Here is a 17,506-nt window from a genome sequence, read left to right on the forward strand (position 1 = left end):
CGAAAACCTAATTCGACTTAAGAGCAAATTTAATTAATTCCTCCACGCTCAGGTCGTTGCCGTGCTTCTGCTGAATACCATCCAACGTCTTCTCGGCCGCGGCCCGCGCGAAGCCCAGCGTCACTAGGGCGGCTAACGCTTCCGCTCGGTTTGTATTGTGCTGGCGGGCCAGCGGCACGGTCTCCACGCCCGCCTTGGCCAGCAGCTCGTCCTTGCGCAGCTTGTCGCGCAAATCCAGCACGATGCGCTGGGCGGTTTTTGGACCCACGCCCTTGATGGCCTGAATCGAGCGCACGTCTTCCTGCACGATGGCCTGGCGGATTTCGCCCACCGACATCGACGACACGATAACGATGCCCGTGCCCGGTCCGATGCCCGACACCGAAATCAGGTGCATGAACAGCGCCTTCTCGTTCGGGTCCAGAAAGCCGTAGAGGGCATTGGCGTCCTCCTTGATGTGCTGGTAGGTGTAGAGCTTGGCCTTTTCGCCCTCGGCGGGCAGCTTGGAATAGGTGGCCAAGGAAATCTTCACTTCGTAGCCCACGCCCTGCACATCAATGATGGCCAGCGTGGGGTCTTTGTAGGCAAGTTTACCGTCGAGGTATGCAATCATAGCAGGAACTTAAAAACTCCGAAAAGGGCCGGAATACGGCTGGCTAGCGGCAATATCGGTAAGAAGCGTAAGGATGAAGCCGGGTAGTTTGTTCCAAGAGTATTAGATTTATTTGCTAATAATATTAGTATATAGAAAGATTGACGGCGCCGGGAAGGCGCCGTCAATCTTTCGGGGGCATTACAGCGGTTGGTTATATGTCTGCGCGTCCGACACGGCAATGGCCGTGATGTTGACGATGTCGCGCACGGAGGCGCCGAGCTGCAGAATATGCACCGGCTTGCGCATGCCCATCAGCACCGGCCCGATGACCTCGGCCCCGCCGATTTCCTGCAGCACCTTGTAGGCGATGTTGCCGGAGGTCAGGCCCGGGAAAATCAGGGTGTTGGCGCCTTTTTCGGCCAGCTCCGAGAAGGGGTAGTGCTCCTGCAGCAGGTTGCGGTTGAGGGCCGTGTTGGCCTGCATCTCGCCGTCGAGGATCAGGTCGGGGAAGCGGCGCTTGGCCAGTTCCGTGGCCCGGCGCATCTTGTCGGGCAGCGGGCCAGTGTTCGAGCCGAAGTTGGAGTAGCTCAGCACCGCAATGCGCGGCTCGGTGTCGAAAAAGCGCACGGCGCGGGCCGTCAGGCCGATAATGTCCACCAACTGCTCGGCCGTGGGCTCAATGTTCACCGTCGTGTCGGAGAAGAAGAACGGGCCTTTGCGGTGCAGCACGATGTACATGCCGGCCGCGCGCTGCACGCCGTCTTCCACGCCGATGATCTGGAAGGCGGGCAGAATGCTCTTGCCGTAGTCCTTGGTCAGGCCGGTGATGTAGGCGTCGGCCTCACCGGTTTCCAGCATCATGGCGCCGAAGTAGTTCCGCTCGCGCATCAGGCGGCGGGCTTCGTAGAGCGTCATGCCCTTGCGCTGGCGCTTGCGGAAGAGCAGGTCGGCGTACTCGTCGCGCTTGGCTTCCTCGTCGGCCAGAATGTCGATGATCTGGCAGCCTTCCAGGTCGAGGTTGTTTTCGCGGGCAATCTTGGCAATGCGCTCCTTGCGGCCCAGCAGAATGGGCAAGGCAATGCCCTCGTCGTGGGCAATCTGGGCGGCTTTGAGGATTTTGTAGTTGTCGGCCTCGGGGTACACCACGCGCTTGGGGGCCGAGCGGGCCCGCGAGGTGATGCGGTTCATCAGCTTCTGGTTGACGCCGAGGCGGGCGCGCAGCTCGTCCTCGTAGGCTTGCCAGTCGGTGATGTCGCGGCGGGCCACGCCGCTTTCCATGGCCGCTTTGGCCACGGCCGGCGAGAGCGTGGTGATGAGGCGCGGATCGAGCGGCTTGGGAATCAGGTAGGTGCGGCCGAAGGTGAGCGTGTTGTCGCCGTACGCCTTGTTCACCATGTCGGGCACGGGCTCCTTGGCTAGTTCCGTGAGGGCGTGCACGGCGGCCAGCTTCATCTGCTCGTTAATCTCCGTGGCGCGCACGTCGAGGGCCCCGCGGAAGATGTAGGGGAAGCCCAGCACGTTGTTGACCTGGTTCGGGTGGTCCGAGCGGCCGGTGGCCATGATGATGTCCTCGCGGGTGCTCAGGGCCAGCTCGTAGGCAATTTCCGGGTCGGGGTTGGCCAGGGCGAAGACGATGGGGTCTTTGGCCATCTTCAGCAGCAGCTCGGGCGCCAGCACGTTGGCGGCCGAAAGGCCCAGGAAGAAGTCGGCGCCCTCCATGGCTTCGGCCAGCGTGGTCACGGCGCGGTCGGTGGCAAATTGCATCTGCAGCGGCGCCAGGTTGGTACGCTGGTGGTTGATGATGCCGTCCTTGTCGAACACCACCATGTTTTCGCGCTTCATCCCCAGCTCCAGGTACAGGCGCATACAGCTCACGGCGGCCGCGCCGGCGCCGCTGACCACCACCTGGATTTCGTCGATTTTCTTGCCGACAACTTCCAGCGCGCTCAGCAGGGCCGCCGACGAAATGATGGCCGTGCCGTGCTGGTCGTCGTGCATCAGCGGAATGTTCATCTGCTCGCGCAGGGCCGTTTCGATGGCGAAGCACTCCGGCGCCTTGATGTCCTCCAGGTTGATGCCGCCGAAGGTGGGCTCCAGGGCCTTCACCACGCGGATAAACTCGTCGGGGTCGGTGGCGTCGATTTCGATGTCGAAGCAGTCGATGCCGGCGAACTTCTTGAACAATACACCCTTGCCCTCCATCACCGGCTTCGAGGCGGCCGGACCGATGTTGCCCAGGCCCAGCACGGCGGTGCCGTTGCTGATAACGGCCACGAGGTTGCCCTTGGCGGTGTACTTGTAGACGTCGTCGGGGTTGGCGGCAATTTCCTTGCAGGGCTCGGCCACGCCCGGCGAGTAGGCCAGGGCCAGGTCGAGCTGGGTGCTGACGGGCTTGGTGGGCACCACCTCAATCTTCCCGGCGGGGGTTTGCTGGTGGTAGTTAAGCGCGTCTTCCTTGTTTATTTTCAGCATAGGGGGGAATTCAGATGCAAAACGGCGCCGCCCGCTGAAGGCAGCGCCGTTGGGCAAGTTCGGGCGAAATTAAGCGGAATCAAAACCCCCGGCCGCATTGCGCGGCGAGCCGCCCCCCGGCAACCGCCTGGGCCCGAAGCGGCTTAGTCGTCCTGACCGACGCGCATGTTTTCGAAGCTACCGCTCACCGTGACGCGGCACCGGGCCTTGCCCGCGTCGGTGAGGGCCGGGTTGTCCGGGTCGGCCACGTCGGGCAGGCGCACTTCGTAGCGGCCGCTGAGTAGGTGGCGGCGGGCGTCGTAGGCGGTAATGACGAGCTGGCCCTGGAAGTCGGTGTTGGCGCTGGTGTAAGTGTTGCCCCAACGCGTCGTGCCGGTATGCTGGTTGTGGTAGTAGCTGACTTCGGCGTCGTTGCCCGGGGCCGTGGTCGATTGCAGCGTGTAGGTGCCCACTATGCCGGGCTTCACGCGGGCGGGCAGCAGCGTGAGGCGCAGCCCGTCCAGGTCGTCATCATCGGCGAAGGAGAGAAAGAACGAGCCGTGGCCGCTGGTCCAGGATACCAGCGCGGCAATGCGGCTCGGGGCGTAGCTCACACCGGAGCCAACAGAGGAAACCGGGTAGTAGAAGGTGCGGTTGAAGGTGTACGAAGCCGCCGGCGCAGCCTCCTCGATGGGGTGCGGATCGGTTTCGGGGTGGGAACGGCAGGCCCCGACGGAAAACAACAAGGCAGCACTGAGGAGAAGGGAAATGTGTTTCATAGCTCGGAAAGGGTAGCTGGTTGACGGCGGAGTTGCCAATCAGCGTGCCAATTGACGGCGTAATACCCCAATAAAATGCATGCAATCAGGTAAGGTGCTGACAATCAAAGACGCCAAAAGATGTGATTGACTCAACGGCCCCGAATTGCTTATGGAAGGCTTTCAGGACTGGTTTTGGGCCATGCTGCCTGATGGTTGTTGGCCACATCTGCCTTAAAAAAGAACGGCGGCCACCCGCTTGGGTAGCCGCCGTTCGGGGAGCTTGGGCAAGGCCGAAGCTTGTGCTGTCAGAGCCTAGTTAGTCTACGACCACCAGGCGTTGGGTCTGCGTCTGCCCGTTTTGGCGCAGGCGGCAGGTATAGAGCCCGGCGGGCAGCTGGCGGCCGTCCAGCGGCAGCGTGTATTGCCGGCCGGCTTCGGCGGGAGCGTCGTAGAGCGTGGCCACTAGCTGGCCTAAGGAGTTATACACGGCCACGTGCGCTGCCCCCGACTCCGCCGAACGGAAGCGGATGGTGGCCGGGCCGGCCACTGGGTTGGGCGTCGCCGTCAGCTCCAATTGCTCGACGGCCGTGGCTGGGCTGCCTTGCGTACCGCGGGCGGCCGTGGCGCAGCCAGCCAGTTGGTCGCCGTGCTGGGCGAGGTGCGCGGCAACGGCGCTAGGCGCAATGCAGAGCAAGTTGCCGTTGTGGCACACCAGCACCTTGTCGTTCTTCGTGCCGCACCGCGCGTCGACAACCGTCAGCGTGACGCTGGCCGTGGCCGGGCAGCCGCTGGCGCTGGTGGCCGTGACGGTATAGGTATACGTGCCGGGGGCGGTGGCCGCGAAGGTCGGGTTGGCTGTAGCGGCGTTGCTCAGGCCCGCGGCGGGGTTCCACTGGTAGCTAACCCCGTCAGTGGCCGTCAGCGTGGCGCTTTGCGGACCGTAGCCGAGGTAGAGCGTCGTAGCTACCCCGCCGGTGTAGGTGCCGCTGGCCGGCATCACACTGATTTGCGGGGCCGGCACGCTGCCCAGCACCGTCACCGTGGCCGGGGCGCTGGCCGAGTTGCCGTTGACGTCGGTGGCCGTCAGCGTTACCACGTTCGGCCCGATGGCGGCGCAGTCGAAGGTGCTGCGGTCCAGGGTGAGCGAAGCCAGGCCGTAGGCGTCGGCGCTGCCGTTGTCTACGTCGGCGGGCGTAATGGTGGCCGTGCCGCCGCTCAGCGTGACGCTAATGTTCTTGGTCAGTACCGTCGGCGCTACCAAGTCCTTGGCCTCGAACGACCAGACTGCACCAGTGGCTACCTCGCCGTCGTGGGTGGCGTCGCCGTCGCGCAGGGCGTCCACGCGCCAGTAGTAGGTGCCGAGGGCCGTAGTACCCGCCAGCGTGTATTCGGGTTGGGTCAGGCCTTCGGCCACCAGCACCAGGTTGCCCGGGTCGGGGCCCACCAGCACGTTGTAGCGGTCCGCCGCGCCGGTCCAGCTCAGGCGGATGTCATCGGCGTTGACGGCGGCGCCGTTGCCGGGCGTCAGGTAAGCCACCGGATTCACCCAGGCCGGCCCGGCGGCTTGCACCAAGCTGATGTTATAGGTCGGGGCGGCCATGTTTTCGCCCAGAAAGAAGCTGGGGTTGGGCGGTTGGTTGTAGGCCGAGTTTTCCAGCGCCACCTGCGTCCGGTACTGCGCGTCGTGCATGAGCGTGGGCAGGCGGTGGGTGGTCGGCGCGGTGGTCGTGTAAACCAGCAGGCTGGTGTTGTCGGCCGAGCGCAGCACGATTTCCTCGCGCCAGTCACCCAGAATGTCGGCCGTGATGCAGGCGTTGGCCTTGGTGGTGTTGTTGGTTTGGCCGTTGCCAAATTCCGGCGTGCTCGGCGTCATGATGCGGTCGGCGCGGTTGGCGGCGTAGTTCCACTTGTCGAGGCGCACGGTGGCGAAGTCGGTGGTGGCGTTGTACGACGACTCCAGCAACTCACGCTGCAGGTCACCGTCCCACCACACGCCGAAGTTGATGCTGGGCCGGGTCGTACCGATCTGAACGCCCTTGTTGGTATACAATCCGCCCGTCGAGCCCCAGACCTCGTAGCCGGGGTAGCGCGGGTCGATGTCGGCGGCCATGGCCCGGCCGATGTCGCCGGTGGCGGGCACGCCCCAGAGCGTTTGGCCGGTGCGGGCGTCGCGGAATTGCAAGCCGCCTTTGGTGCCGTATTTGGCGGGTTCCTCCTGGCACTGCCACACTTCCTGGCCAGGGCGCGAGGGGTCCATATCGGTCATGTGCAAGGCGTCGCCGTGGCCCGAGCCGTTCACGTACAGCCCGCGGCCGTCGTCGTCGATGGTGCTGGCCCCGTTGCAGACCTCGTCCCGGCCGTCGCCGTCCACGTCGCCTACGGTGAGCTGGTGGTTGCCCTGTCCGGCGTAAGCGCCGTTGCCGGGGTCATTCGAGTCGAACACCCAGCGGTTGGTGAGCTGCCCGCCGCGCCAATCCCAGGCCACGCGCACCAAGCGGGTGTAGTAGCCGCGCCCCATCACCAGGCTGGGCCGCTGCCCGTCGAGGTAGGCAATGGCCGAAACGAAGCGGTCGACGCGGTTGCCGTACGAATCCCCCCAGCTCGATACGGAGCCGCGGGCCGGCAGGAAATTGGTGGTGGCCATGGCGGCCCCGGTCTGCCCGTTGAAAATGGTCAGAAACTCCGGGCCCGCCAGTGGGTAGCCTTCCACGTTGCGGTAGTCCGCGTTCGGGTCGCCGATGACGGTGCCCTGCCCGTCGACGGTGCCGTCGGCGGTTTTTACGGCCACTTCGGCCTTGCCGTCACTGTCCAGGTCGTACACCATCAGCTGGGTGTAGTGCGCCCCGGCGCGGATGTTGCGGCCTAGGTCGATGCGCCAGAGCCGGGTGCCGTCGAGCTTGTAGGCGTCGATGTACACGTTGCCGGTGAAGCCGCGCAGGGAGTTGTCGCGCGAGTTCGACGGGTCCCACTTCAGCACGATTTCGTACTGCCCGTCGCCGTCGAGGTCGGCCACCGAGGCGTCGTTGGGCGAGTAGGTGTAGGCTTGGCCGCTGGGGTAGCTTTCCACCACGCGGTTGTTGCTCACGGTGTAGGGCGGCGTCACGCCCGGCGCGGGCACCTGCAGCGGAATGGTCTTGAACGGCTGGGCCCAGGTGCTGGCCGAAGCCGAGCCGGCCTGCTCCACCCCGCCGACCACCGGCCGCACGGTGTAGGTGCCGTCGGTGCCGGCTTGGTCGACGAAGTTGGTGGCTCCGGTCAGCGGTGCGGGCGTGACCTTCACCCCGTCGCGGTACACGTTGAAGGCCACGCCGGCTGGGTCAGTGCCAAATAAGCGCCAGCCGACGTAGACGGTGCCGGGACCGGTGCGCACGGCTACCACGCCGCGGTTGAGCTTTTCCAGGTACTTCTGCTGGGCCCGGGCCGGCGCGGCCAGCAGCACGGCGGCCGAGGCAACGCCCAAAAGGAGAGGACGGATACGCGGTACGTGTTCGAACATAAGTTGGTGTTGGGAAGTGGAATGCAGGCGGAGCCGCGGCGCAGTGGCGGCTCCTGCTCGGAGGTTCCGAACGCCTGAAAAGTCCCACATCAACCGCACGTCGGTGTCCTGTACCGTCATGTATTATTTCGGGAAAGTGCGTACTCACTTGCCGAGGGGGCCTGGGCGGCCCTGGCGAGGTGAATTGCCCGCAGTGTTGAAGCATTTCGGCCGATTACGCCGATGCAGCTCAGGCAAACAAAAAGGCCCCGCTCGTAGGAGCGGGACCTTTATAGGACCAAGCCGTCAAGCGCAGTGGACTTAGCTGGCCACGATGAGCTTTTGGCCCGGTTTCACCTCGTCGGACTTCAGGTGGTTGAGCTTGCGCAACTGCTCCACTGTCAGGCCCTGGTAGCGGCGCGAAATGTTGTAGAGCGTGTCGCCGGGCTGAACCACGTGCACGCGCTGCAGCTGCAAAGCCGGCGCCTTGGCGGCGCGGGCCGCTTGCTTGGGGGCCGCCGTTGCCACGGCCGCCGGCTTCTCGGCTTCCTCGCTGCCGGCCGTTTCATCCGCCGCCGGCGCGGCCAGGCGCAGCTTCTGCCCCGGCGTCACCACCTGCGACTTCAGATTATTCCAAGCCATGAGCTGCTCCACCGACAGCCCCCGCTCGCGGGCCAGCTTGGTCAGGTAGTCCCCCTTGCGAATCACGTACTCGGTAGCCGCTTCCTGTTGCGCGGCTGCCGTAACCGCCGCAGTCGACTCGGGCGCAGCGGCCGTTTCAGCGTCATTATCAGCCGGAGTTTCTTTTGCCGGCGCAGCTGCCGGACGCGCAGCCCGAACGGGCTTGCGGACTTCGGCGGCAACTGGGCGCTCAGCCGGCGCGGCCGCGGGGGCCGCAGCCACCGCCGTTTCTTCCGCTTCCAACGTTTCGGGCTTGCTGATCGGCTTGATGGGCTGCTTGCTCACCTTCACGCCCATTTCCGCGGGCGTCCGTGGGGCGGCAGCTACGGCCGGCGCGGCGGTGGGCCGCACGGCTACGTTCTGCGCCTGCACCGACGTGCCGCCTTTGGCCGGCAAGAACACCACGATTTGCTGCTTGGGCTTCAGCGCCCGACCCTTGGCCAGGTTGTTCCAGCGCCGCAGCTGCGTCTGCGACACGCCGTACCATTCCGCCAGCTCCGCCAGGGTCTGCCCGCGCTTCACCGTATGCACCTTGCGCTGGGTACGCGGGGCTTCGTCTGTTGCCGCCGCGGCCGTTTCCGTAGCGGGCTTGCGGCGGCTACCCGCAGCTAGCTGCTGCGCCGATGGAAAAGGCTCTACGCCTTGCAAACGCGGCGGCAAGGCCTCCATCGGCGTCGGTAGTGCGGCCTGCGGACGGCAGTAGCCAAAGAGCACCGAGCGGTCTACTTCCAGCAGCAAGGCGCGGCGGTCAGCCGGAAACTGCACGGTGTAGGGGCGGTAGCCGTCGGGCAGGTAGGGGCGGCGCAACTCGGGGTTGAAGCGCAGAATGGCCGTCGAGTCCAGGCCCACGGCTTGGCTCAAACGCATCATGTCAAATGCCTGCCCGTTGAGCTTCAGCGTGTCCATGGGCTGGGCGTACTGGTATTTCAGCTCGGCCGAGTGCAAATTGTGCTGCTCGGCGTACTTCATGGCGTACATGATGGCCGTGAAGGAGGGCACGTAGTTGCGCGTTTCCTTGGGCATGTAGGGGTACATATCCCAGAAGTTGCGCTTGCCCGACTTGCGCATCACCCGCTGAATGTTGCCCGCACCCCAGTTGTAGGCGGCTAGCACCAATTCCCAGTCGTGAAACACGCCGTAGAGGTAGCGCAGGTGCTTGCAGGCGGCTTCGGTGGCCTTTTCCGGGTCCATCCGCTCGTCCACCCACTCGTCGCGGCGCAGCCGCAAATCACCCGCGGTAGGGCCCATAAACTGCCACAGGCCGGTGGCGCCTACCCGCGACTTGGCCGTCGGAATCAGCGCCGACTCCACCACGGCCAAATACTTCAGGTCGGGCGGTAGGTTGTACTTGGTCAGGTACTTCTCAAACAGCGGGAAGTACAGGTTTTCGCGCTCCAGCACCCGCTGCATGTAGTTGCGGTTGCGCAGCGTGAAGTAGTTGATGTGCGCCAGCACCGTCGAGTTGAAGGCGTGCGGCACGTCGGTATCGAAGCAAGCCACCCGGTCGCAGATCAGGTCGCGCACCTCGGGCGGGGCCTGCAGCCACGCCAGCTTCACCGAGTCGATCTGCACCGGCTCGGCCACCAGCGAGTCGGGCTGCAGCTCCAGCCGCACCCGCGTGGTGTCGTCCGCGCCGGCCGCCGGCATTGTCACGGGTGGGAACTGCGTTTGGGCCGCCGCGGGGCGGGCAAAGGCGGCAGCCAACAGAAACAAAGCGGAGGCGCGGAGCGACTTTTTCATGCGTTCAACTTCACGTTACGGGGCTACTACGGACGCGCCCACGGTTTCGGTCAGGTGCTTGGCAAAGGCCAGCATGTCGGCTTCGCGGAAGGCACCGCTGAGCACCTGCAAGCCGATGGGCAGCCCTTCGCCGTCATTCCCCACGGGCACCGAAATAGCCGGTACGCCCGCCAACGAGGCCTGAACGGTAAAGATATCAGCAAGATACATAGCCAGCGGATCTTTCATGTTTTCGCCGATGCGGAACGCCGTGGTCGGCGCTGTGGGCAGAATCAGGAAGTCGTACTGGCGCAGCAGCTCGTCGGTTTGCTCCTTGATGAGGCGCCGCACGCGCTGGGCCTTGGTGTAGTAGGCGTCGTAGTAATCGGCCGACAACACGAAGGTGCCCAGCAGAATACGGCGCTGTACCTCCTGCCCGAAGCCCTGGCTGCGCGACTTTTTGTAGAGCGACTCCAGGTCGGTAGCGTCCGGGGCGCGGTAGCCGTACTTCACCCCATCGTAGCGGCCCAGGTTGGAGGAGGCCTCCGCCGTGGTCAGAATGTAGTACGTCGGCACCATGTAGTCGAGGTAGGGGAAGTCCACCGCGTCCACTACGTGGCCTTGCCCGCGCAGCAGCTCGATGGTCGATTCCATGGCCTGCTTGATGTCCGGCGCGAGGCCCGGGCGCTCCATCGTGTCGCGGATGTAGCCCACGCGGTAGTGCGCCTTAGGTTCCAGCAGCTCCGAGTAGGCGGGCACCGACTCCTGGCTCACCGTCGAGTCAAACTCGTCGGGGCCGGCCATTACTTCCAGCAGCAGCGCGGCGTCGTCCACCGAGCGGGTAATCGGCCCGATCTGGTCGAACGACGAGGCGTAGGCAATCAGCCCGTAGCGCGACACCCGCGAGTAGGTCGGCTTCAGGCCCACCACGCCGCAGAAGGCCGCCGGCTGGCGCACCGAGCCGCCGGTATCGGAGCCGATGGAGGCCAAGCACAGATCAGCCTGCACCGCCACGGCCGAGCCGCCCGAGGAGCCGCCGGGCACGCGGTTCGGGTCGATTTCGTTGCGGGCCGGGCCGAAGTAAGACGTCTCGTTGGAGGCGCCCATGGCAAACTCGTCGCAGTTCTGGCGGCCGATCAGGATAGCGTCCTCGTCGAGCAGGCGTTGCACGGCCGTACCTGTAAACAAGGACTTGAACCCGTCGAGAATGTGCGAGCTGGACTGCAGCGCGTGGTCCTTGTAGGCCAGCACGTCCTTCAGGCCGATGACCATGCCAGCCAGCTTACCGGCCGTGCCCGCGGCCATTTTCGCGTCGACGGCCTCGGCCTGCTGCCGGGCTTCGTCGGCCCACACTTCGAGGAAGGCGTTGAGGTGCTGCTTTTTCTCGATGTTGTCGAGGTAATACTCAACGAGCTGACGGCAGGTAAGAGTACCGGCGGTCAGCTCGTGGCGAACTTCCGTGAGGGAGTTGAAGCGTTTCATGCGTAGGGGCCAAACGGTCCGCGGCGGGCGGCAGGATTGGGGTGAAAAGGCTAGGCCGCCGCGGGGTGCGCGGCGGCCGTCAAAAGCAGGATGCGAAAGTTCGAAATTAAATCGACTTCGCCGAAGAATTCGATTCGTGGGGCAGGCCGGCGGGCGTTACCGTGGGCTGTTCCGGGGCCGCCACCGGCGCCTGCGACTCGGGCAGGGGCTGATCGAGGCCGGTGGGCTGGTAGGCTACTGGCTGCACGGGCTGGGGCTGCTGGTAACCGTTGGTAGCGGGTTGTTGGTAGCCGTTGTTGTTGGGCTGAAAGCCCGGCTGCCCGGCGTTTTCAATCTCGCTGCGAATCTCGCGCGAGGCGTCCTTAAACTCGCGGATGCCCTTACCGAGGCCACGAGCCAGCTCCGGAATCTTGTTGGCGCCGAAGAACACCAGGATGAAAAGCACGATAACGGCCAATTCGCCGCCACCAATACCTTCCAGGAAAAGCAGAAAAGGCGTGTGCATGACTAACAGAGCTTAGCGGTTAGCGGCTCGGCTGTTGCGGGTCGCGGTAGTTGGGGTTTTGGTCGCGGTACTCGGGCTTATCGTCTTTCGACGCGTCCTTGAACTCGCGCATGCCCTGGCCCAGGCCCCGGAACAGCTCCGGAATGCGCTTGGCGCCGAACAGCAAGATGACGATAAAGACGATCAGCAAAATCTCGGTCGTGCCAAAATTGCCGATCAGGAAAAGCGAGTTGAGCATGGGAGTCCGCGGTGGGTGTGTAAGCTACAGCAGGAGATACGGGCCCGCCCGCCGTAGGGATGGTAAAGGTACCCGATAATTTTCAAAACGAGCCCGGCGGGTACACCCGGGCAGCCAGAGCACCGGCAAATGTTTGGGCCGATACTTAGGAACCACGTAACCCCTGCCAGAAGTTCAGCAAGGAGAAATCCTGATTCGGCGGGCAAGAAATAATGTTCATCGTGAAGAACCGGTTAGCGGACAATTCACGTAGGTACCTTTGGCCGTTGTTTTCTCGCTTTTTTGTGCCGGTGCCCTACTCGGCAGGCAACTTCTGCTGCGCTAACGCATCTTTGATTATGAACGTGCGTGCCCTCTACCCCTCCGATACCCCCGGTCTCACGGCTCACGACCGGGAGGAGCAGCGCCTGGAAGCCCTGCAAGCTTACCAAGTGCTGGACACTTCGCCCGAGGCGGATTTCGATGCCCTGACCCGGCTGGCCGCCTACATCTGCGGCACGCCCATATCGTTGATTTCGCTGGTGGATGCCCACCGGCAGTGGTTTAAGGCCAATTACGGCCTGGCGGGCATCGATGAGACGCCGCGGGAGTATTCCTTTTGCCAACACGCCATGGTTGGTACGGGCATCTACGAAGTTGAAGACGCCACCACGAACCCGCTGTTCAGCACCAACCCGCTGGTCACCAGCGACCCAAATATCCGCTTCTACGCCGGCGCCCCACTCGTCACCTCCGACGGGCAGCCGCTGGGCGCGCTCTGCACCATCGACACCCGTCCCCGCCACCTCACCGCCGAGCAGCGCGACGCCCTGCAGATTCTGGCCCGCGAGGTGGTGTCGCACCTTGAGCTGCGCCGGGCCCGGTTGCAGCTGGAGCAGGAAAAAGCCAAGCTGGAAGGGTTGCTGCGCATGGCCAACAACGCGGCCGATTCGCTGTACTCCGTAGGGCGGAGCGAAATCTTCGTCAAGCAAGACCACAAGCTGATCCGGCTCAACACCGATAATATTTCCTACCTCGAAGCCCTTGGCGACTACGTCAACATCCACGCGGGCGGTGAGCGGTACACGGTGTACACCACCATGAAGGACATGCTCACCCGCCTGCCAGTGCGCGACTTTGTGCGTGTGCACCGCAAGTACATCGTGCGCATCAGCAGCATCGTGGCCATCGACGGCGACTCGCTGGTGGTGGACGGCGGCCGGGCCTCGTCGGTGCCCATCGGCAATTCCTACAAGGCCGATCTGATGAGCCGGCTGAACTTGGTGTAGTTCGCCCACCGCTGGGCTATGCTCGGATAGCAAATGGCGGCTTTGGTCGACAAATTCTCGGATTTGGACGAAAACCGCATGATCAAAAACCGATAGACCTCGTATCTTTCGGTTGTTATCGGGGGATTAATCCGTTGGCGCCCGGGCTTAGGCCCTGCCAAGGAGGGATTAACTGATAGCTAAGTTTGTTTTCATAGCTCAGAAAGGCACCGTACGCTGTACGGTGTTTTTTTATTTCTGGCCACTTCAAAATTGGCAGTTCCCGTGTAGCAACAGCTATTTACGGCCCAACCACTGCTCGGGGTTGAGGTTGGTGCTGTTGCGCCAAACCTGAAACTGCAGCTCCGTAGTGCCCTCCGAATTGGTGTACACTGTACCAATGGGCTGGCGCATCTTTACCTGCTGGCCCTCCGATACGCTCACGGTACGCAGCTTGGCGTACACGGTGAAATACTCGCCGTGCTGCACCATCACCACGTTGTTCATGCCGGCAATGTTGGCCACGGTGAGCACCTTGCCGTCGAAGATGGCGCGGGCTTGTTCGCCGGCTTCGGTCTGAATGTCCACGCCGCGGTTGTCCACCGTCACGTGTTTGAGCACGGGGTGGGGGTGGCGCCCGAAGCGCTGGCTAATAAAGCCGCGCCCCACCGGCCACAGCAGCAGCCCGCGGTTGCCGGCAAACGACGACGAGAGCTCCGCCGTTTCGGGCGTGAGCGTCACCCGGTCGACGTTGGTGCTGGCTTCTTCGGCGGCCACGGCGGCTTCGGCGGCTTGGGCTGTTTCGGTGGCTTCGCGCTTGGCGGTGGCCTGCTCAGTGGCCGTGGCGTTGGCCCGTTCGGCCGCGGCCGCGCGTTCGGCCGCAGCTTTGGCGGCGGCTTTGGCGGCGGCGGCCTTGGCAGCGGCTTTGGCCGCAGCCACGCGGGCGGCGCGGGCAATTTCCTCGCGCACGCGCTGGGCAATCAGGTTGTCGAGTTGCCGCACGGCCTGTTGGCGCTCCGCCAGCTCTTTTTGCAGTTGCTGCTCCTGCTGGCTGAGCTGCTGCACCACTTGGTCCTGCTGGGTGCGCATGGTTACCAGGTTTTTTTTCTCGTGCACCTGCGTGTTGAGCAAGGAGCTTTTCTCCTGCTTCTGCTCGGTAAGCGTGCTGAGTTGCTGGTGCAGCTGTTGCTGGGTACGCAGAATGCTGCTCACCTGCTGGCGGCGTACCTCGGAGTACTGCCGCACGTAGCGCAGGCGCAGCATAAACTCGTTGAACGAGTCGGCCGCGAAGAGAAACATCACCCGGTTGTAGGCGTTGGTCGACTTCGACGCGGCGTAGATCAGGCGGGCGTACTCGGCCTTCAGCCGCGCCAGCTCGGCCTGGGTCAGCTCTACGTCGGTAGCGGTTTTCTTGACGCCCGTTTCGATGTAGCGCAGCTGCGAGGAGGTCGATTTGATGACCTGCTGCTGCACCGTAATCTTCTCCTTGAGCGCGTTGAGCTGGCCCAGAGAGCTTTGTTTTTTCTGCTGGGTTTGCTCCAGAATCTTGCTGGTTTCCTTGATGCGGCGCAGGTTGTTGCGTCGCTCCCGCTCCAGCTGAGCCTTGGTTTTAGGCGTTTCCTTGGCGGGCTTGGCCGCGGGGCGACGCCGCTGCTGGGCGGGCGCCGCCGTCAGCCCCAGCAGCAGGGCGCCGGCGAGCAGCCACGTGGGCCAAGACTTGGGCGTACTACTGTTACTTACGGTTTTTACGCCCATACTCGGCCGGCACGGAGAAGGGGAACGACAGCTGTTCCTTGTCCAAATCTACGTTGCGGTAATTGATAGTCACCGTGGCGGGCTGCCGCCCCGGCTGTTGGGCTTGCACCAAGATGCCGTGCGCGAACTGCTGCTCACCCGGCTGAATGGGTTGAAAGTCGGCGTAAGTCACCGTCAGGGTGCTCTGCGACTTGGGGTCTGATACGTTCAGCTTCTGCAGGCGCGCCCGGCTCAGCTCGATGAGCTGCTCCACCAGAATGCCCGTTTGCTGGTACTGCACGCGCTGAATGGGGCCGTCGGCCATGACCGACAGCGCCGAATCGGCCATGGCCGGCACGTAGTCGCCGATGAGCATGGACTGCAGCTGCACGAAGGTGATGGGCACGTTGAATTGCCGCCGCAGGTAGTCGAAGTTGCCGGCGTAGTAGGTCTTCTCCAATTTGTTGATGACCTGCACCGAATCGGGCGTGATGCGCGCCCGAATGCCCTCGATGCCCAGCAGCGACGCCGACACCCAAATGACGCTGTCCTTGCGCATGCGCACAGCCAAGTTGGCCGAGTACTTCTCCCCGTTGGCGTCGATCTGGGCCTTGCCCTTGGCCGCGAGGTAGCGGAAATCCAAGTTGCGGGCGCGCACTTCCGGCGCCGGCGGCCGCGTCGGTTTGGTCGTCGTTTTGGTCGGAACGGCTCGGCGAGTACAGGCGCCCAGGCTCAGGCTGCCGATCAACACCAGCAGCGGCCAGCGTCTATTCATAGAGTTTTCGGTCTTTGATTTTGCGGTCGATAAGCGCGGAGGTGCCGCCGGCCTTTTTGGCCTGCTGCCAGTGCTCCACGGCCGCGGCCGCATCGCCCAATTGGTACAACACGTCGCCGTAGTGCTCCAGCACGGTGCCGTCCTTGGAGGTACGTACGGCTTTTTCGAGGTATTGGCGGGCGTTCGAGTAATCTTTTAGCTGGTAGAGTACCCAGCCGTACGTGTCGAGGTAGGTGCCGTTGTCGGGAAACAGCTTCACCAGCTTAGCGGCCATGTCCTTGGCCTTCGGCAAATTCTTGCCGCGTAACGACAGGTAGTAGCTGTAATTGTTCAGCGCCTGCGCATTGTTCGCGTCAAACGTCAGCGCCGCCTCGTAGGCCGCGTCCGACTTGTCGTATTCTTTCAGCTCGTGGTAAGCGTCGCCGAGCTGGGTATCGAACTGCGCCCCCAACTCGGGGTTGTCGGTGGCTAGCTTCTTGCCCTGCTCGAAGGAGCGCACCGCTTTGGCTGGCTGCTTGGCAAAGGTGTGGCCCACGCCGTTGTAGAACCAGAACACGGCTTGATTGGGAAACAGCTCCAGCGCCTGGTTGGTGTGTTTCAGCAAGGAGTCGGACTGGGCCAGCTCCGCGTCGATGAGCACCACTTGCTGCCAGATTTTGTAGTGCGAGTTGTCGAGGCGCAGGGCTTGCAAGTAGCTGCTGCGGGCTTTGGGCTTCTGATCGGCCAGGAGCTGCACGTCGCCGGCCACCGAAAACGCCTTGGCCTCGCGCGGGTGCACCTTGGTCGTAATGTCGGCCAGTTCCAGCGCGGTTTGCTGCAGGGCGGGGTTGGGCAGCTGCTTGAGGTAGTCCACCAGGATGCGCACTTTCTGGTCGATGCTCAGCTCGGGGCTTTCAAAGGCCTGCTTGATCTGCTTCTCCGACTCGGCGGCGTTGCCCTGCTGCCGGTAGGCGTCGGCCAGAATCATATGCGCCTGCGGGTTTTCGGGCTCCTTGCGCAGGGCCTGCTGGGCCACCCGGATGGCGTCGGGCAGGCGGTTGTTGGCCGCGTACATTTCGGCCTGGGCCAGCACGTAGCGCACCTCGTCGGGGTTGGCCGAAATCAGCGCCTCGCCTTCCTGCAGGGCCTTGTCGAGGTTGTTCTGCTTGAGGTAAATCTGCTGCTTCTTGAACGACACCTCGTCCATGGGCCCGAATTCCTTTTCCGCTTGCTCAAACGCGCTCAGCGCATCGGTCAGCTTGCCCTGGGCCAGGTACAGCTCGGCCAGGTTGAAGAGGTAGGACTTGGCGTCCGGAACGTCCTGAATCAGCTTGGTGTAGACCTGCGCCGCCTCCGTAAACTGCTTCTGCGACGCGTAGATCTGGGCCAGAATCAGGTAGTAGTAGGCGTTTTTGCCATCGAGGCGCACGGCGGCCTGGGCGAAGTTCCCCGCGTCCTTGAGGTTGCCAATCAGTAAGTTGGCCTCGGCAATCTTGTAGTTGATGGCCGCGTTGTTCGGATCGAGCTGGTAGGCCTTGAGCAGGCGCTCCAGGGCCTTGGGATAGTCCTCCAGCAGCATGAACTTCACGCCGTCGACAAAATACGCGGCGCTCAGCTCTCGGTCTTTCTCGGTGAGCTGGCTTTGTTGCTGGGCTTTGGCGGCTTCCAGCGCGGCCTGCCGCTGCATTTCCTTTCGCTCCTTGCGCGTCAGCTTGCGCGGCTTGTCGGCCGCGGCCTTTTGGGCGGGCGCGGTCGGCTGCTGCTGGGCCCACGCGGGCCCGGCCACCAGCAGGCCCAACGCGAGCAAGAGGGTAGAAGCGGAACGAATCATACGAACAGGACGCAGCAGCAAAGAAAAGGGTGG

12 protein-coding genes are annotated in these 17,506 nt (G+C 63.6%); 1 reads left to right on the forward strand and 11 read right to left on the reverse strand.

The window, feature by feature from the left end:
• Positions 1-7 precede the first annotated feature (7 nt).
• The 8 genes from ruvA to LJ737_RS22115 all read right to left on the reverse strand — a co-directional run bounded on the left by ruvA (position 8) and on the right by LJ737_RS22115 (position 11,907).
• A complete protein-coding gene (gene ruvA, locus LJ737_RS22075) occupies positions 8-613 on the reverse strand; it encodes a Holliday junction branch migration protein RuvA (RefSeq protein ID WP_227768929.1) in 606 nt (201 codons plus the stop codon).
• A gap of 180 nt (positions 614-793) precedes the next feature.
• Positions 794-3,067, reverse strand: coding sequence for an NADP-dependent malic enzyme (locus tag LJ737_RS22080; RefSeq protein ID WP_227768930.1), 2,274 nt, complete (start codon positions 3,065-3,067; stop codon positions 794-796).
• 143 nt (positions 3,068-3,210) lie between these two features.
• Positions 3,211-3,825 (reverse strand): hypothetical protein, encoded by a 615-nt coding sequence (locus LJ737_RS22085; RefSeq protein ID WP_227768931.1) that lies wholly within the window; start codon positions 3,823-3,825, stop codon positions 3,211-3,213.
• 298 nt (positions 3,826-4,123) lie between these two features.
• The gene (locus tag LJ737_RS27190; RefSeq protein ID WP_317206667.1) at positions 4,124-7,303 is read right to left on the reverse strand and encodes a rhamnogalacturonan lyase family protein; all 3,180 of its coding nucleotides are present in this window, start codon (positions 7,301-7,303) and stop codon (positions 4,124-4,126) included.
• 300 nt (positions 7,304-7,603) lie between these two features.
• Positions 7,604-9,703 carry a lytic transglycosylase domain-containing protein gene (locus LJ737_RS22100; protein WP_227768932.1) on the reverse strand — a complete coding sequence of 700 codons (2,100 nt, stop codon included), beginning with the start codon at positions 9,701-9,703 and terminating at the stop codon, positions 7,604-7,606.
• 15 nt (positions 9,704-9,718) lie between these two features.
• Entirely contained in the window at positions 9,719-11,164 is a 1,446-nt protein-coding gene (gatA, locus tag LJ737_RS22105; protein WP_227768933.1) for an Asp-tRNA(Asn)/Glu-tRNA(Gln) amidotransferase subunit GatA, read from the reverse strand.
• A 106-nt stretch (positions 11,165-11,270) separates the two neighbouring features.
• Positions 11,271-11,669: a Sec-independent protein translocase subunit TatA/TatB gene (locus LJ737_RS27195; RefSeq protein ID WP_317206668.1), complete on the reverse strand. Its 399-nt coding sequence runs from the start codon at positions 11,667-11,669 to the stop codon at positions 11,271-11,273.
• 19 nt (positions 11,670-11,688) lie between these two features.
• Positions 11,689-11,907, reverse strand: a complete 219-nt coding sequence (locus LJ737_RS22115; protein ID WP_227768934.1) for a Sec-independent protein translocase subunit TatA/TatB — start codon at positions 11,905-11,907, stop codon at positions 11,689-11,691.
• Between the two features lie 338 nt (positions 11,908-12,245).
• Between LJ737_RS22115 and LJ737_RS22120 the strand changes: the two genes are divergently transcribed.
• Positions 12,246-13,175: a GAF domain-containing DNA-binding protein gene (locus tag LJ737_RS22120; RefSeq protein WP_227768935.1), complete on the forward strand. Its 930-nt coding sequence runs from the start codon at positions 12,246-12,248 to the stop codon at positions 13,173-13,175.
• 276 nt (positions 13,176-13,451) lie between these two features.
• Here LJ737_RS22120 and LJ737_RS22125 read toward each other — a convergent pair whose 3' ends face one another.
• From LJ737_RS22125 to LJ737_RS22135, 3 genes are read right to left on the reverse strand one after another with little or no spacing between them, the layout of a single operon-like run.
• Positions 13,452-14,909 carry a murein hydrolase activator EnvC family protein gene (locus tag LJ737_RS22125; protein ID WP_227768936.1) on the reverse strand — a complete coding sequence of 486 codons (1,458 nt, stop codon included), beginning with the start codon at positions 14,907-14,909 and terminating at the stop codon, positions 13,452-13,454.
• Positions 14,887-15,663: a lipoprotein insertase outer membrane protein LolB1 gene (gene lolB1, locus LJ737_RS22130; protein ID WP_227768937.1), complete on the reverse strand. Its 777-nt coding sequence runs from the start codon at positions 15,661-15,663 to the stop codon at positions 14,887-14,889. The genes LJ737_RS22125 and lolB1 overlap by 23 nt, the downstream gene beginning before the upstream one ends.
• The gene (locus LJ737_RS22135; protein WP_227768938.1) at positions 15,656-17,473 is read right to left on the reverse strand and encodes a tetratricopeptide repeat protein; all 1,818 of its coding nucleotides are present in this window, start codon (positions 17,471-17,473) and stop codon (positions 15,656-15,658) included. Before LJ737_RS22135 ends, lolB1 begins: the two co-directional genes overlap by 8 nt.
• Positions 17,474-17,506 lie beyond the last annotated feature (33 nt).

This window comes from Hymenobacter sp. 15J16-1T3B (assembly GCF_020711235.1).
In the GTDB taxonomy this organism is placed as follows: Bacteria; Bacteroidota; Bacteroidia; order Cytophagales; family Hymenobacteraceae; genus Solirubrum.

Coding starts and splice junctions, on each gene's coding strand:
- LJ737_RS22120 (WP_227768935.1), top strand. CDS start 12,246: ATGAACGTGCGTGCCCTCTACCCCTCCGATACCCCCGGTCTCACGGCT.
- LJ737_RS22115 (WP_227768934.1), bottom strand. CDS start 11,907: ATGCTCAACTCGCTTTTCCTGATCGGCAATTTTGGCACGACCGAGATT.
- LJ737_RS27195 (WP_317206668.1), bottom strand. CDS start 11,669: ATGCACACGCCTTTTCTGCTTTTCCTGGAAGGTATTGGTGGCGGCGAA.
- LJ737_RS22125 (WP_227768936.1), bottom strand. CDS start 14,909: ATGGGCGTAAAAACCGTAAGTAACAGTAGTACGCCCAAGTCTTGGCCC.
- ruvA (WP_227768929.1), bottom strand. CDS start 613: ATGATTGCATACCTCGACGGTAAACTTGCCTACAAAGACCCCACGCTG.
- LJ737_RS22135 (WP_227768938.1), bottom strand. CDS start 17,473: ATGATTCGTTCCGCTTCTACCCTCTTGCTCGCGTTGGGCCTGCTGGTG.
- LJ737_RS22080 (WP_227768930.1), bottom strand. CDS start 3,067: ATGCTGAAAATAAACAAGGAAGACGCGCTTAACTACCACCAGCAAACC.
- LJ737_RS27190 (WP_317206667.1), bottom strand. CDS start 7,303: ATGTTCGAACACGTACCGCGTATCCGTCCTCTCCTTTTGGGCGTTGCC.
- LJ737_RS22085 (WP_227768931.1), bottom strand. CDS start 3,825: ATGAAACACATTTCCCTTCTCCTCAGTGCTGCCTTGTTGTTTTCCGTC.
- lolB1 (WP_227768937.1), bottom strand. CDS start 15,663: ATGAATAGACGCTGGCCGCTGCTGGTGTTGATCGGCAGCCTGAGCCTG.
- LJ737_RS22100 (WP_227768932.1), bottom strand. CDS start 9,703: ATGAAAAAGTCGCTCCGCGCCTCCGCTTTGTTTCTGTTGGCTGCCGCC.
- gatA (WP_227768933.1), bottom strand. CDS start 11,164: ATGAAACGCTTCAACTCCCTCACGGAAGTTCGCCACGAGCTGACCGCC.